Source organism: Geosporobacter ferrireducens, from assembly GCF_001750685.1.
In the GTDB taxonomy this organism is placed as follows: Bacteria; Bacillota; Clostridia; order Peptostreptococcales; family Thermotaleaceae; genus Geosporobacter; species Geosporobacter ferrireducens.
Genome location: NZ_CP017269.1, coordinates 2375638 through 2392507 on the forward strand (window position 1 = coordinate 2375638; position 16870 = coordinate 2392507).

At 36.0% G+C, this 16870-nt stretch carries 13 protein-coding genes and 1 pseudogene; all 14 read right to left on the bottom strand.

The annotated features are described in order from the left end of the window. Positions 1 to 11 precede the first annotated feature (11 nt). The 14 genes and pseudogenes from Gferi_RS11260 to Gferi_RS11325 all read right to left on the bottom strand — a co-directional run bounded on the left by Gferi_RS11260 (position 12) and on the right by Gferi_RS11325 (position 16869). Positions 12 to 1100, bottom strand: coding sequence for an efflux RND transporter periplasmic adaptor subunit (locus Gferi_RS11260; protein WP_069976499.1), 1089 nt, complete (start codon positions 1098 to 1100; stop codon positions 12 to 14). Positions 1101 to 1249: 149 nt separating this feature from the next. Beyond that, a complete protein-coding gene (locus tag Gferi_RS11265; protein ID WP_069976500.1) occupies positions 1250 to 1837 on the bottom strand; it encodes a TetR/AcrR family transcriptional regulator in 588 nt (195 codons plus the stop codon). Between the two features lie 115 nt (positions 1838 to 1952). Next, a complete protein-coding gene (locus Gferi_RS11270; protein ID WP_069976502.1) occupies positions 1953 to 3524 on the bottom strand; it encodes a glycoside hydrolase family protein in 1572 nt (523 codons plus the stop codon). A gap of 121 nt (positions 3525 to 3645) precedes the next feature. After that, positions 3646 to 5487: a polysaccharide biosynthesis protein gene (locus tag Gferi_RS11275; RefSeq protein ID WP_069976504.1), complete on the bottom strand. Its 1842-nt coding sequence runs from the start codon at positions 5485 to 5487 to the stop codon at positions 3646 to 3648. A 109-nt stretch (positions 5488 to 5596) separates the two neighbouring features. Then, positions 5597 to 6055, bottom strand: coding sequence for a VanZ family protein (locus tag Gferi_RS11280; protein ID WP_069976505.1), 459 nt, complete (start codon positions 6053 to 6055; stop codon positions 5597 to 5599). Between the two features lie 372 nt (positions 6056 to 6427). Continuing rightward, positions 6428 to 6595, bottom strand: coding sequence for a hypothetical protein (locus tag Gferi_RS11285; RefSeq protein ID WP_207645817.1), 168 nt, complete (start codon positions 6593 to 6595; stop codon positions 6428 to 6430). A 267-nt stretch (positions 6596 to 6862) separates the two neighbouring features. Beyond that, entirely contained in the window at positions 6863 to 7771 is a 909-nt protein-coding gene (galU, locus tag Gferi_RS11290) for a UTP--glucose-1-phosphate uridylyltransferase GalU (protein ID WP_069976506.1), read from the bottom strand. A gap of 94 nt (positions 7772 to 7865) precedes the next feature. Then, positions 7866 to 8791 (bottom strand): annotated as a pseudogene (galE, locus tag Gferi_RS11295) (UDP-glucose 4-epimerase GalE); the annotation flags it as partial. A gap of 145 nt (positions 8792 to 8936) precedes the next feature. Then, entirely contained in the window at positions 8937 to 10037 is a 1101-nt protein-coding gene (locus Gferi_RS11300; RefSeq protein WP_069976508.1) for an IS3 family transposase, read from the bottom strand. Positions 10038 to 10088: 51 nt separating this feature from the next. Next, positions 10089 to 11258 carry a nucleotide sugar dehydrogenase gene (locus Gferi_RS11305; protein ID WP_069976510.1) on the bottom strand — a complete coding sequence of 390 codons (1170 nt, stop codon included), beginning with the start codon at positions 11256 to 11258 and terminating at the stop codon, positions 10089 to 10091. 185 nt (positions 11259 to 11443) lie between these two features. Beyond that, positions 11444 to 12892, bottom strand: coding sequence for a lipopolysaccharide biosynthesis protein (locus Gferi_RS11310; protein ID WP_069976512.1), 1449 nt, complete (start codon positions 12890 to 12892; stop codon positions 11444 to 11446). 50 nt (positions 12893 to 12942) lie between these two features. After that, positions 12943 to 14361, bottom strand: coding sequence for an O-antigen polysaccharide polymerase Wzy (gene wzy / locus Gferi_RS11315; protein WP_069976521.1), 1419 nt, complete (start codon positions 14359 to 14361; stop codon positions 12943 to 12945). Further along, positions 14349 to 15470, bottom strand: a complete 1122-nt coding sequence (locus Gferi_RS11320; RefSeq protein WP_069976529.1) for a glycosyltransferase — start codon at positions 15468 to 15470, stop codon at positions 14349 to 14351. Before Gferi_RS11320 ends, wzy begins: the two co-directional genes overlap by 13 nt. 253 nt (positions 15471 to 15723) lie before the next feature. Further along, entirely contained in the window at positions 15724 to 16869 is a 1146-nt protein-coding gene (locus Gferi_RS11325; RefSeq protein ID WP_069976530.1) for a glycosyltransferase family 4 protein, read from the bottom strand. Between the last annotated feature and the right edge of the window lies 1 nt (position 16870).

Genomic DNA, 16870 nt, shown 5'->3' on the forward strand with positions numbered 1-16870 from the left:
GTTTCCCACCCCTACTCTACAATGTTGACTTTAGCGCCGTCGTTCAAGTTCTTCATTCCGCTGACAGCCAGCAGTTCCCCTTCATCGATTCCATTTACCCTGATCTTGTCATCACTCACATTCAAGAGTTCTACCGTTCTTTTAAATACCCGGGCATCCTTTACAATATATACGTAGTCTTCTCCATTGGAAAAGATCGATGTCATAGGGATCCACACCCCTTTTTCCGCTCCTATGAAGACCTCTGCTTTGGCAATTGCCCCCAGTTTAAAACTTTTTCCCGGTACTTCTATCTCCGCATGATAAGTTCTTGTAGCCTCATCAGGTGCTTCAGCTATATAGATAACCCTTCCTTCTGCCTTTTCACCGTCTATGTCAACCGTTGCTCCGGCACCTGTATGAACACTATATAAATCCTGTTGTGGAATGCCCACATTGACAACCTGCTCGCTGCTCCTCACCACAACAACCGGCGTATTCGCCCCTATCCTCTCATTTTCCTCAAACAAAACATCCACAACCGTGCCTTCTTGCTGCGCGTACAGCTTTGCATCCTGTATCATTGCAGTTTTATACTCGTAATCGGTTTTTGTCGCATCAAATTGTGCTCCCGCTTGCTGATAGGTGGTTTCTGAAATATCCATCTGAAGCTTGGTCTGATCGTACTGGTCTTTCGATACCGCACCTGCTGTATATAAACTATCCACCTTTTCAAATAAGTCTTTATTATAGCGCAAGGCATCTTCCGCTTTTTTTATATTGAGTTCAGCTGCATCCATTGCCGCTTTAGCCGCAGTCATCTGAAACCCTAAATCCTGCGTATCAATCTCCGCCAATGGTGCTGCCGGACCTATCTTATCTCCCTTTTTTACATAAATCCTGCTAATTTTTCCGCCTGTCTTGAAGCTGTACTTGGTGATATCCTTCGCATCTACTGTACCCAAATACTGGAATTTTACAGGTTTTTGACTTTCTTCTATTTTTAAAACCTTTACCGCAGAAATTCTTTCCTCTACCGCAGCTTCCTTTCCTGCATTTGAACAGCCTGCCAAAGAAAGGATCAGTATTGACACAATCATAAATGCAATATTTCTTTTCACACTCTATCCGTCCCCTCATTCTAATTAAATTTATTTTTTATTAATGAATAAACGAACATTCATTAATGTTTACTATGTTAAAAGCAAATTATTCAGGCTGTCGTTATAATGAATGCAAACTCATTTATTATAATCTAAATTATCGCCTTCTACCTTAAGGAGTTAAAGCACATCCTCGTAATTTTCTCTACTTGTTCCTCTTGAAAAAACCTTTCATAGCCTTCTTCTTTAATCTTCAATAAGATATATCGAAAGGGTATCGTCATCAGTGTTAACATAATATTTTCTTCACTAATGTATTCGTGGCATTCCCCTGTATAATTACTTATTTCAAAAACTTTTTCCAACATTCTGTATTTAAACTCTTCATTTTTTTCATGTAAAATTTTTTCAGCATCCACATCCAGTACCAATGTGGCTACTAACTGTACGTATATTGGGTCCTCTTTTGCCAATTCAAATAAAGTCCTGATCGTGTTTTGAAAAAAACCATAGATTGAAGTACTCGTCACTGCAAACTGGTAAAAAGTATTTCTGATTTCAGCCAGATTTGTATTTATCAAATCATCAAGCAAATCTTCCTTGCTGCTATAGTGGAGGTACAAATAGCCGGCTGACACACCTGCTTTTTTTGCTATGGCAGCAATAGACGCGCCCCGGTAGCCATATTCCACGATGATTTCCATGGCTGCCCTCTTAACATTCTCTATTTTCTGTGGGTCAGTAATCCTGGCCATCCTATACCCCTTTCTATAATAGATTAACTTTTGCCATTTAATGAATGAACACTCAATTATTATAATATGCTATTATAATAATACTGTCAATACTTTCCACGATTTAAAATATATCCTAATCGTAAAGCGGTAAACCCTTTGCCTTCAGATAGCTTTCTTTTATATCGATCAAATATTGAAAATCCATATCCTTCACCCTATAAATTTCTTGGATCATTCTTTGGCTGTATCGTAAGTCTTTCAGGGTAAGCAGCGGATAATCCTGCAATCCGTAGCTGCCGTCAGGCAGATAAGCATACCATAGGTCCCCATCATCCTTTTTCCAGTAAGATGCTGTGTCCTTCACAGCCTGCCTCATCTTTTCTGCTGTATCCAGATACCTTTTTTCATCCGTATCTTTATAAAGCTCATATAAGAAGTTCATTTCTGTGATCAAATGGTTTAAAGAGGTTAAGGTTTCTGTTTTCCGGTCCATATCCCCGCCATGGGTATAATCATATACCAAATATCCATCATTTTTTGTCTTGTGATGATGGGTTCCTGCATACTCAATCAAGAAGTCTCCATAGCGTAGAGCCCCTTGCAGGTAAGCCTCCTCTCCAAACTCCCGGTAGCCATGCAATAGAAACAGGCCCGCGTCTGTGTTAAACCTTGTATCATAAAAGCCTGCATCAATCCCATAATCCCCATACAGCCAGGTAGATCTTGGGCTGGAAATCCAGTACCCGCCTTCTGTCTGCGTTCTCAAGGCAGCTTGCAATGCTAACCGGGCAAAGTTTGTACTAAAACGGTTATTGCCTTCCAACAGCAGCTTATTGCCTACATGCTGGGCAGGTACCACCCAAAAAGCCCTTGGATCATAGGGGTAATAGGTCTCCGGTGTCACATACTGTACGCCGCCTTGTGTCCACTTCCTGACCCGGTCAAGATTTGCTACCAGAAGAATGTTCTCCTGTTCTTCATCCCCCCAGTTTACCATTCCTTCTTTTCCGATGATGCCCCACTGTTCGATTTCTGTTCCCGCCACTTGGGGGAAAGAAATAATAAATTCCTGCTTCCGTTTATCCGCAAGGTATTGGATTGGCTGCGTCAAGTCAAACCGTTCTTTACGAACGCCATTCTCCAGCGGCTCATAAACATTGACCATGTTCAAATGCATGCTGAAGTCTTCTCCGTCTATAAAGAGGGCCTGCTTTGGCAGTCCATAGCCTGATGCGATAACCGCAGGCTCAGTCCATGTGCTGTTGGGGATCGTAAGGACAGGCTGCTGCTTTAGTTGGTCATAATCATAGAGGATGTGGCGCTCTGTGACCTCTTGGGATTTAGATTTGAGGCTTACCTTGATTTGTAATGGCACGCCGTCGTCTACAAATGGATTGTATTTTATAAAATAATAGTAGTCTGCTGTAGGTACTAGCGGAAAATGTTCAATGGTCAATCTCCCGACTTGTTTGCCCTCCTTATAGACATCTAAAACTTGTTCTCTATCATCACTTTCATTGTCTATACCTGCTATTCTGTAGTCTTTTCCCACTAGGGATAATTGAAACTCCTGCTTTGTCTTCTCATCAATAGACGCATGGACCAATCTGTTGTCTAGCATGACACCCAACCTATTTACTATTAAAATACCCACTACTGCAGCGATACATATAGCAATCAAAATAAATATCCTTTTCTGCCTCATTCCAGTTCACCTGCCTATTTTCCTTTATCTTTAATTTTCCGTCAGGGCAAAATAATAAGGAGTCAAGGCTTGTCCTTAAGCTCCTTATCTATATACTTTTTATAACGCTCGCTAATGCATTCTAACTTGTACGTCTATAGGTAGGTACCATATGCTCAATATAGTCCCTAAGGTCTTTTCCGTCTCCAGAAATGATTTCTTTTAAATGAGTTAGTTCTGCTTTAAGCACCTTATGGTCAATCAGAATGGGTTTCCCGATGAATATCTTGCTATGTCTTGTCTGCTGCAGTCCTTCTTCGTCCATCAACAGTTCTTCATACAGCTTTTCTCCTGGTCGAAGACCCGTGACCTGAATGTCAATTTCTTTATAGGGTTCAAACCCTGATAATCGGATCAAATTCTCTGCCAGATGAATAATCTTCACCGGCTCACCCATATCCAATACAAAAATCTCTCCACCCTTAGCCATGGCACCAGCCTGAATCACAAGCTGAACAGCTTCAGGGATCGTCATAAAGTAGCGGGTAACTTCAGGATGTGTAACGGTTACAGGTCCACCCTTTGCTATCTGGTTTTTAAATAAGGGTATTACACTGCCATTGCTGCCTAATACATTTCCAAACCGGACTGCTACAAACTCGGTCTTGCTGATCTTACTCATGGTCTGAACAATCATCTCTGCAATCCTCTTGGTTGCTCCCATCACATTGGTTGGATTGACTGCTTTGTCTGTGGAAATCAGTACAAATTTTTCACAATTATGTTCATGGGCTGCCTCCGCCACGTTTAATGTTCCAAATACATTGTTCTTGATCGCCTCTTTAGGATTTGCCTCCATCAAAGGAACGTGCTTATGGGCTGCAGCATGGAAAACAACTTGTGGCCTATATCGTTGAAAAATTTCATCGATACATTTTTTATCCCTTACAGAAGCAATCAATACTTCGAGATCTAAATCCGGATAATTACGTATGAGTTCATTCTGTATATCGTAGGCATTATTTTCATAAATATCCAATATCAGCATTTTTTGAGGACTAAACTTTGCAATCTGCCTACAGAGCTCTGAACCAATAGATCCTCCACCGCCTGTGACCAAGACCGTTTTGTTTTGAATATACCCTGTTATTTTGTTTAATTCAACTTTTACCTCTTCTCTTCCCAATAAATCTTCAATGTCTACATCTCTGATTTTCTTGATACTTACCTTGCCGTCTATGAGTTCATAAATACCAGGTAATATTTTTAGTTTGCATTTTGTTTTGCTGCACTGTTCAACTACTTGCCGAATCTCAGGCTTGGACACAGATGGTAAGGCAATGATAATTTCATCAATACGTTTTATCTCTGCAAGCTTCTTAATATCATGTCTATTCCCTAACACGGGTACACCGTTTATTCTTCGTCCATGCTTGGTTTCATCATCATCTACCACTACAATGGGTTTACTTTGTAAATTGGCATGGGTCTTCAGTTCCTTGATAACCATGGCACCTGCCTGCCCTGCCCCTACAACCATAACCCTTTTTAGGTTTCTATCATTGAAAACACTCTGCTCATTCATGCTTTTTAATACACGGTGGCTGAAGCGTATCCCCCCAATAAGCAGTATATCTAGCATAAAAGTCAATATATAGATACTGCGAGGAAGCTTTTGCTGCATGATCATCATATAAGTAACTGTTCCCGTGGTTGCAAAAAAAGATGTACTGACAATCTGAATTAATTCCTCAATACTGGCATATCGCCATAAACTTCTATATAAGCCAAAGCCGTAAAATATTGCAATTTTAATTAAGGTAATCACCATCAGGTTATCAAAATAGGCAGGAAGGTATTGAGGTGCTATGGGATGGTTGATGATATCTCCATCAAATCTTATCATAAAAGCAAGAATAAAGGATAAGTTGATTAGCAAAATATCACCCAAAGCCAATAGTAGGTTAGAAAACTTTTTTTTCATTTTGTCCCCCTAATATACATATATGATTACGAAGATTGATATATCTACATATTTCTTACTAATCCCATTATATCATTCCGTCTATGTCTTGACAATTATAGATCCCCTGTTATATCTTACTTGATCTCTGATATATTATTATCCCTACAATGACACCAGCACTATCGATCAATACATCCCTAAGCTGTCCGCCCCTACCTGGAACAAAGAGCTGATGAAGCTCATCACTTATAGCATAAATCACACAGATAACCAAAGTCAAAACTACTCCTCGAACACCAACAACCTCACTTTTTCGAAAGGCATTTATCACCAATACCCCTAAAATCAGATATGCAAAAAAATGCGCATTCTTTCTTAATAGGTGATTAAATCTATTTATATTGATTTCAAAGCTAGACGTAACCTTTTCAGCCGTTTCTATAATCACTCCTGTTAATCCTTTGCTCAATTGATTTGACTGCTGCGCCGGTTGAGCAGACAAGAGGAAAATCAAGAGCATCCATAACAATACTGCCGTCCAAGATAGGATGATACCTTTTTGTTTTTTATCTCTAAATATATGCATATTATAATGATTCCTTCATTTTGTTTTATCTCTGATACGGTCTATTGATAGAAAAAGCGCCTTTGTTGAATTAGCTATATTTCAGTTAATTTATCTTAAGTTCACTGCATCCACATTCAAATTACTAGGTCTCTTAAACAACATAAGAGCTAAGTGAAGCAGCTCCTATCAACACTTCTTTTATTTCAGCAATGATCTTACAACACAATCACTGCTTTTTTTCATGCCTTTTTTCTCTCTAACCAGGCACTTCAATTATTTACCACCTTTAATAACCCGAATCTCGACCTCTTACCCCTCAACTTTTTTGCCCAGTTCATTAATCTTCGCCTCTACTTCACAGAGCTTCTCTGTATTTTGTTTATATCCATCTTATAAAGCCTCCAAGTGATTGTCCATCCTATCTTCAAGTCTTACTACATTGTGTTTCACTTCTTTCACTTCTTCGCTTATTTCTTTTATTTCTTCCCTTACTTCTTTGAAACCATTCTGCATTTCGCCGTACATTTTTTCTAGTAAGCTAAAAACCTTTTCATCCATCGTTCATCCTCCTCCACGCCTTCCTCTATAGCTACATTATATCATTTACATAAGTAGCCTTAAAGACTGATTTATTAGAGTTTTCTTGTCGGATAATGTTAAAAGTAGAGAACTACCCCTTACTATTCAGTTATTTCTATTTATTTTTCTATCTTTGCCTACGGCATCCTTGTCGAATCCTCGTCAACTTTTACTTTTATTAATATATAGAAAAATGTCCCTATACTACCAGTACTACTGTAAACAGTATATCTTTTCCCTTTAGTTCTATTCTTCTGCAGTAGCAGCCTCATCCAGTACTCCTTTTTCTTTTACTACAATCTTCTCAAGATATGCTAAAAACTCTGTTCTTAAATCCTCACGTCTTAAAGCAAACTCCACAGTAGCCTCCAGGAACCCTTGCTTATTTCCAACATCATAGCGCTTACCTTCGAAATTATAAGCATACATAGCCTCTCTTTCAGCAAGGACCTTCAGGGCATCTGTAAGCTGGATTTCTCCACCTTTCCCCGGCTTTGTATTCTCAAGTATTTCAAAAATCCCTGGATTGATGATATATCTACCTAGTATAGCTACATCGGAAGGAGCCTCTTCTACGGAAGGTTTTTCTACAAGTCCCTTTACTTTATATACTCTATCTTCTATAAGTTTCCCTTCAACAATTCCGTATTTACTTACATCTTCTTTGGCTACTTTCTGTACTCCTAGGATAGAGGTTTTATACGCATTGTACACATCTATCATTTGTTTTAAACAGGGCTTATTGGGATGGTAAACGATATCATCTCCAAGAAGAACTGCAAAAGGTTCTTCTCCTATAAAACTCTTTGCACAATATATAGCATGTCCTAATCCCTTAGGCTCTTTTTGTCTAATATAGTGGATATTTACCATATCAGATATTTCTCTTACTTCCTCTAGCAAATCATTTTTTCCGGACTTTTCTAGTTCAATTTCGAGTTCCACTGACTTATCAAAATGATTTTCTATAGAAGATTTATTTCTACCTGTAATAATTAGAATTTCTTCTATCCCTGATTCAACCGCTTCCTCTATAATATATTGTAATGTAGGCTTATCTACTATAGGAAGCATTTCTTTTGGTTGAGCCTTTGTAGCAGGTAAGAATCGGGTGCCTAAACCTGCTGCTGGTATGACTGCTTTACGTACTTTCATTTTTGCTAGATTCCCCCTTTGTTAGATTTGGACTGATGCTAATGGGTTGCCCATTGATGTTGAAATACCCTTAAACGATGTTAGGAGTTATTATCTACTTAGTATTCTTCTCAAATTTCCAGGCATCCCTTACCATATCATCTATCGTCAATTCGGTTTTCCAGCCTAGCTCTTCCTCAGCCTTGCTTGAATCTGCAAAACAGGTTGCGATATCGCCCTGCCTTCTAGCAACTATCTCATAAGGAACATCCACCTCATTTACTCTCGTAAAAGCATGCACAAGCTCCAACACCGATGTTCCTCTTCCAGTTCCTAGATTATAAACATTGATACCTTGCTGTATCTTCTCGATGGCATTCACATGTCCCTTCGCAAGATCCACTACATGGATGTAATCCCTTATTCCTGTGCCATCAACTGTATCATAGTCATTACCAAAGACACTCAATTTAGGTAGTATACCCTTTGCTACCTTCGTCACATACGGCATGAGATTATTTGGAATTCCATTAGGATCCTCGCCAATCAATCCACTCTCATGGGCACCTGCAGGATTGAAATACCTAAGCAAAGAAACAACAAAGTTAGAATTGGCATGTACTGCATCAGTCAAGATCCTCTCACTCATGGCCTTCGTCTCTCCATAAGGATTGGTGGTCTTTTTCAGTTCCATATCCTCTTTCAGCAGCGATGGCTGATCACCGTACACTGTGGCAGATGAGCTGAATACAAATTTTCCAACACCGTATTTGATACACATCTTGCTCAGTACTATTGTAGAGACGAGATTGTTGTAATAATACTCAAAGGGTTTCGATACAGACCCCCTACTGCCTTAAGACCAGCAAAATGAATCACACCATCTATTTGATGATTACTGAAGATTGGTTCTAGCTTAGCTTCATCCGTCACATCAATCTGATAGAAAGTTGGCTTGATGCCTGCTATTTGATGAAGCTTGTCCAGCACTTTAATCTTTGAGTTGATAAGATTATCCGTGATAATTACTTCATGATTATGTTTAATTAGTTCTATTACCGTATGACTGCCTATGAAACCCAGGCCTCCTGTGTAATGGACCCCTTTGTCAAGACACAAAATTGTACTTGATAAGTTAGTCCTCCTTCTCATATATTTTTAGGCATGCTAAGCAGCCATATAGACGTTATATGGGATCTGATAAGAGAGATTGATGCTTTCTTTCACGGTTATAAAAGTCCATGTACTCATCTACAAGGGCTCTAAGCTCACCCACTGTTTCATAAGCATATAGATAAAGTTTCTCTTGTTTTATGTTGCGAAAGAACCGTTCTGTTATGGCATTATCTGTGGCTCTGCCTTTTGAGTCCATACTAATCTTGATCTCTTGCTCTTTCAGTAGGCTAATGTAGTCATTGCTTGTAAATTGGCTACCTTGATCGCTATTGATAATTTCAGGCTTAGCCTTTGTAAATCCCCTTTTTAGGCATCTGAGAATAAAATCACACTCAAGGGTATTGGACAGCTGATAGTCTATAATTGTCCGTGAGTACCAGTCTATGATGACGAATAGGTACATATGTCCCTTTGGCATAGGAATGTAGGTAAGATCTACTCCCCACACTTGGTTTACACGGGTAATTGGAACATTTCTGAGCAAATAAGGGTATATTTTATGCTGACGATTTCTCTTACTGAGATTGGGACCTGGATAATGTATTTTTAATCTCATAAGTCTCATGTGTTTCTGGATACGTTTACGGTTGACTTCATAGCCAAGCCCCTTTAATTCCTCAACCATTCGGCGAGAGCCGTAGTAGGGATGCTTCATGTGTATCAGATCAATTAATTGCATCAGAAGTATCTGAGAGCCATCTTTTGGCTTAGGTTGATAGTATGTTCCGGTTCGATTGATCTGCAGCAGTTCACATTGCCTTTTGATACATATTTTCCTAAAGTCAGGCTCTAACATATTCTTGCGCTCTTCAACGGATTTATTTGAGGCCAGATTTTTTTTCAACCAATCAACCTCTATGGTTAATTGGCCAATCTTTTTGAGTAATGCCTCCTTTTCTGCCTCAAGCTGCTGTTGTTCTTTATGAGCTTTGTCATCTGCACCCTTGAATGCATTCACCATGTTATCTAAGAATTGTTTTTTCCATCTTAGAATCTGGTTTGAATGGATCTCATAGGTTGAGCAGATTTCTGAGAGTGTTTTTTCTCCCTGGATTAGCTCCATTATTATTTTGGATTTCTCTTCTGGGGTAAATTGTCTTCGTTTTTTCATAGTTTCATTATAACTTATTCTGACGTTTTTTGTGTCAAATCTATGGGTCCATTATAAATCCCTACTGAATAAATCTCTCGTATAAACCTTGTCTACCACGTCTTTGATCTCATCAGACAATCTATTTGCTACGATAACATCAGAGATTTTCTTGAACTCATCAAAGTCCTTAATAACTCTTGAGTGGTAGAACTCATCTTCTTTAAATGCTGGCTCATACACGACAACTTCTATACCTTTAGCTTTTATACGTTTCATAACCCCTTGAATAGCTGACTGACGGAAGTTGTCGGAATCCATCTTCATAGTCAGTCTATAGATACCAACAGTCTTAGGATTTTTCTTTATGATCATGTCTGCTATATGATCTTTTCTCGTTCTATTAGCATCTACGATAGCAGACATAATATTTTGCGGCACGTCAGAATAGTTAGCAAGTAGCTGTTTTGTATCTTTTGGCAAGCAGTACCCACCATACCCAAAGGAAGGGTTATTATAATAGTTTCCAATACGTGGATCTAGACCAACACCCTCAATGATCTGTTGTGTATTCAGACCTCTTACTTCTGCATATGAATCAAGCTCATTAAAATAAGCTACTCGAAGTGCAAGATAAGTATTAGCAAATAGCTTGATGGCCTCTGCTTCAGTTGCACCTGTATAAAGAATAGGAATGTCCTTTTTGATCGCTCCTTGAGCTAACAATTCAGCAAAGACTTTCGCTCTTTCAGATTGTTCTCCCACTACGATTCTTGATGGATAGAGATTGTCATAAAGTGCTTTACCTTCTCTTAAGAACTCTGGTGAGAAAATAATGTTCTCAGTATCAAACATTTGTCTCACTTTTTCAGTATATCCAACTGGCACTGTAGATTTAATAATCATTACAGCATCTGGATTAATCGATAGTACATTAGCTATTACAGCTTCTACCGTTCTTGTGTTGAAGTAGTTCTTCTCTGGATCATAATTTGTCGGCGTTGAGATGATGACATAATCTGCTTCTTTGTAGGCTTCATAGTTATCCGTTGTTGCAGTTAGATTAAGTTCCTTAGTTGCTAAATATTCTTCAATCTCCGGATCAATAATCGGAGACTTCTTATTGTTAATCATAGCAACTTTCTCATTGATTATATCCAAGGCGATGACTTCATTATGCTGTGCTAAAAGTATGGCATTGGATAGTCCAACATAACCTGTTCCAACGATTGTAATTTTCATGGATTCTTACCCCCCTTGATTTATCTAAAGTCTATGAATAACTAATAGTTTTCATTTTTATACTTAAATATAGCTTTCATAGTAATTTATCTTATTTGCATTTATATTACTCTTTAACCACTTTACTTTCTCACTATCTGATAGAGTTCGTATAATTGACCAGTTGGCAAACTTCATCGGAATCTTTATCTTCTAGCTAGGTACTTCGCAAAAACTTCTTGTTTCTTAATATACACATATCCTTTAAGCAAATCATTTTTATAAACAATTAACAAAACAAAAGTAATAGCTACACCCATTAGAATATTTAAATAAACACTTGCAGTAAAAACAGAAAACATTGCATACATTGATACTACTAACAGCATTAGGTATAATTTCTTCAAACCATAATTTAATTTATAATAGATAAGTGATATCTTTGTTCTCATAGTAAAAAAGATAACATATGAAAAAGCAGTAGAGATTGAAGCACCAATTGCACCATATTGGGGTACTAGTACCCAGTTGCCTAGAATATTAACTATGCACGAAGTCGATGCAATTAAGACATGCCACTTCGGTTTCTTGAAAAAATTAATGCCTAAAACAGTGGTCTCAGATATTGTATACATAATTGGCATAAAAACTAAAAAAGGCATAATATTGGCAGCCTGCCTATATTCCTTCCCTAAAAGAAAAACAATAATGTCCTTACCAGCAATGCTCAAAACTGCAACTAAAAGCATTGCAAATGTAATAATCCGGCACATTTTCTCAAAAAAGTTTTTATTTTCAGGTTCTTTATCAAATTTCTCATAAGCAACTGGAATCCAAAATGTTGAAAACGTTCCTTGTAAAATACTAACAAATGCAATAATTTTAAACGCCGCTGCATACAATCCAAGTTCATCAAAACTACTCCAATACCTTATTGCAATTTTGTCAAACGATTGAAATAACCAAGTTATGAGCATCGTCAATACTAATGGTGTTCCAAAATCAAAAATATCTCTTTTAGAATGAATTAATTTTTCGTTTTTTCTATTTCGTAAGTTCCAAAACCTTCTTTCATGGAAAATGGCATAGGTTGACAAAATAATAAGATTAATTACTGTAGAGTAAATAATAATTTCGTAACTTGAACCCATTATAAAGTATAATACTAATAACGTGACAACACTTAATGTTCTATAAAGTATTTCCAATATTGAATATAAATTGCCCTTTTGTTGCATTCTTATTACCAACCCAGCATATCTATAGATTACTTGAAAAACTATACCTATGACCAACATAATTATTGCTGTGAAATTCTCTTCTTCGAATAATAAAATCGAAACTTTATTTCTGAACACCAAAATTATGATGGCAATGATTAAAGTTATAACTAGTGGTATGTCTAAACAATTATATAACAATCCGCTTCTATTTTCTTCTTTTTCTTCATAAAAAAATCTTACAAACGATTGGTCAGTTCCAAATATAATAAATACAACTGAAATATTTAAGGCCAGAGTAAACATTGATGTTCTTCCAAAGTCCTCCGGCAGTAAAATCCTTGTAGTTAGCATGGTCCCTAAGAATCCTATAATCAACCCTATCCAGCTACCATATGAAAAAGATATAAATTTCTTAAATAGATTGTCACTCATTTTTTCACGTCCTTATTTCATACTGAATTATGACTAGTTGTGTTGATTATTTATCTATTTTTAATATACTTTATGTTACCTCTGTTGATTAGTATGATTACTCCTATCATCAATATTATTGGTCTCATGAATGTTACAATTTGACCTCTTGGGTAAAATAATAAAGCATCAAACAGAAAAACTGAAAAAAGCTTAAATGAAAGACTTTTATTCTTGAGTTTATTCGAATCGAAAACATTAGTAATCAGTAAACCTAGAAAAAAGAACAGTGGTAGCCCTAACCATCCGAAATTATAGTATGCTTCTGCACACATTGAAAAACCCACCCCTGAGTTTTGATTTAAGACTTCAAATGTTAGCCACTCTTGCAGGTTTGTATATTTGCTATAATCAAAGCCTAGTAAAAGCTTTTGTGGTATAACTGAAAATATTGAAAATAGATATGACGTACCGCCTCCAAAAAAACGGGTGCTAGGAACAAATCTATTAATCAAAATGAATGGATACATGCTACCACCCATTTCAATAATTAATTCAACAATTCCATCAATAAAACCACTTCGTTGACTAATCATACTTATAAATTGAGTTATATTTTTTTCATCGAGTTGGCGAAATACTTTAACAATATTTAAAATTAGTATCAGAATTCCACCCAAACCTACAACTACAGCACTTTTTATACTCGATTTTTTAGATTGCTGGAAATCAAGTATAAGAAACAAATATACTGAAAGTCGAGTAACGGCCTCATATCTAGCTCCTGAAATTAATTCTAGAACAGAAATTATAAGCATTAAAATCAGTAATCTATTTCTAGTTCTCTTATCCTTATAGAAAGCAACTAAACAAACATACAAAGCAAAATTAAAAAAACCAGCAATCCAATAGGCTATATAAAGAAAACCATTTGTGCTCATAACAAATGTAGTATAGTTTCTAATTTCAGAGTATCCACCACTTAAAGAAAACCGTGCCAAATAAATGTCTATTAACAACTTTGGGAACAAAGTGATAATGAGAGATATTATCCCTATCTTTTTTAAATAAGAAATTTGTCTATTTAAATGAATGTCTTGTTTTTCAACAGTATTAATATTATATGCCGTTTTAAAAGTCGTTCCAATCAAAAGTAATATAAGAGAATAATTAAAGAAAATCTGTGCTATTATTATTTCTTCAAGAAGTGCCCATTTCAAGAGGAATATATCTTCATATCCTAGAGCAAAAAGTAAAGTTTGCCCTGATTGAAATAGACAAAATGAAATAATGATCAAAGTTAATGGTGTTATCACTTTTTTGTTGGAAATCTTATAAGATACAAGATACGATAAAACAGCAAATAATGCTATTGAAGCATGGAACCTCAAGCTTAAACTATCGTACATCATAAGAATACAAAATGTATATATAATCATCAGTAAATAAACAGCATACAAGAAAGGATTTACCTTTATTATTTTACCCATAATGATATAGATCCTTTCAAGTCATCGTAATAAGCGCTAGCAACCTCTTTAGCAGTAAAACCTTTCTCAATTACTGTATTCTTAATTCTGGACTCATCAATTGGAGTGCACACCTTTCTATTATGAAGGAGAATTCTCTCCACCCATGCTGAGGGGTGCGATTCTATAGATTCAAAATGTAATAACCCAAGACCTAAATCACATTGCTGAGTTATAGTATTTGACAAAATACTTGGCAGCCCACAGGCTTGAGCCTCTACAATAACTGTTGGCAAGCCTTCAAAATGCGATGGAAATAAGAATACATCGGCAATATTAAGCAAATCATCAACATTTGACACAAATCCCATGAAGATCACACTATCCTCTAAATTGAATTTCCGAACTAGCTCCTTGATAAAGTCCTCCCTGATACCCGTTCCTGCTAATAAAACCTTATGCTTTATTTTTCTAAATTTAAGTTCTTTACAAACACAAATTAAATATTCATGGTTCTTTGCATAACTAAATTGACCCACATGTAATAGCAACAACTCATCATTTTGTGAAGAGTAAACATTCCTTAATGACTTGTAGAATGTTTCATTTTTTCTTAGAAAAACACTTTCATTAACCGCGTTTTTAATCAAAATAGGACGCATATTCTTTCCAAATAAAAAATCTGTAGCTAAATCACTACATGTATAGAGCTTATTGCAAAATAACTTTATACACAATCGATTAATCAATAATTCAATTATATTAAAAACATTATGTTTTTTCCCAAAGTTTGCTGCATGAGCATGGCACGCAATTATCTCTACACCCATTATTTTAGCAATTATTACTGCTAAATAGCTTTTATGTACTAAATGTATATGAATAACATCACAGTTTTCAAGCCTAATAACTTGTGCAATTCTTTGAATATACTTAAATAAGCCATATTTCCCTAGCGAATTTAGGATTGATATTTCCGAATTAAATGATTCTATTTCTTTTCTAAACTCATCTGAGCATGAAAACAACGCTACGCTACTTTGAAATTCGCTTGGCTGATGCTTAACGAGTTTCTTAACCAAACTGGCAATACCACCATTTCCCCAGGGTATAATGTGTAATATCTTCATTCTGAACCCTCTCCATTCAAAAATTTAACTGTATTGTTAATATTCAATAGTTCATTCTACTAGATATTGTTGAGAAATACTCTAATTGAATCTATCACTTCATAATGATGTCTAAAATTTATGATGCAATGTCTCTAATTGTTTTTAAACATAACTGGTCCTTGGATAGGCAATTTGGGATGCTGCTCTTATGCATAAAAACTTTCTATTTATCCAACATAGCATTAGACTCTATTTTATAAATTTAATTCATTTATTCAAACAAAATCAATGTGTTTTCCAAATCTTCTATTCGATTTGATCTCTTTTTCCCGTATAAAAAAGCATTTTTCGATAATTTCTTAAATTCTTCGTTATTTAAGTCCACACATTCTTGAATAGAGTCAATAAATTTCTGCTTACAATTCAACTCAATATCCCATCCAACTTGTGCTTCTTCTAAGCCTCTCCATGGAGTTTGATCACTAATTATTACTGGACAACCCCCAATAAAAGCCTCTGAAATAACATGACCGAAATTTTCTCCCAATGTTGGTAATAAAAATACATGATGATTCTTGAACACGATAATAATTTCTTCGTGATTCACAATGCCCTGATAGACCACTTTTACATTTGAAGGAAGTAAAGCAATTTCTCGTTTGCAATCATCCCAATATTCACTATCTTCGATTGGCCCATATATGTTTAAAATCACAGTCCCATTTATTTTTTGCAACAGCTGAATTGCTTGTTTCAGATTCTTTTTCGGATGAATTCTAGATACAAATACAATTCTCAATTCTCCTTCAGATTTCTCTAGATTTTTATCATAAGTTAAATCACTATAATTAGCCGTTAGATTATTTGCAACTATTATATTTATCTCTTCTCCAAATATTTTCTGGATATGCTCTTTTTCTGAATCGGCTGTTGCATGCCACAATAAATTTTTATATAATCCAAACAATTTTGATGCGTTTATGAATAATTTCTTTTTTTTACTCTTTAATCCAAGTGCCCCTGGAGAAAACTGTCCTCTCGGAGCAACTATGATTTTATTAACATATACTTTATTTAACTTGTATAATACTAGAGGAACTATTGTAAATTTATAATCAAAAAAGCTATTTAAATACATGACTTTACACTGTGAACAGTCTATAATCATCTTCGTTTTTTGCCAATTTAATATTGAAATATCAGTATAATACACATTTGCTTTCCCTACTTGAACCCATTTGTCGACCTCAATATTTTCAAAAGGTTTGCTATCACCAAGATCCCTATCAGCTGCAACAATATAGAAATCAAATCTATCAGACAAATTATCAACAATGTTTTTGATCGATTGTATAGGTCCTCCACCTTTTACACTTGGTAGATAATAACCAGCCATTATTAGGACTTTTTTTTTCATC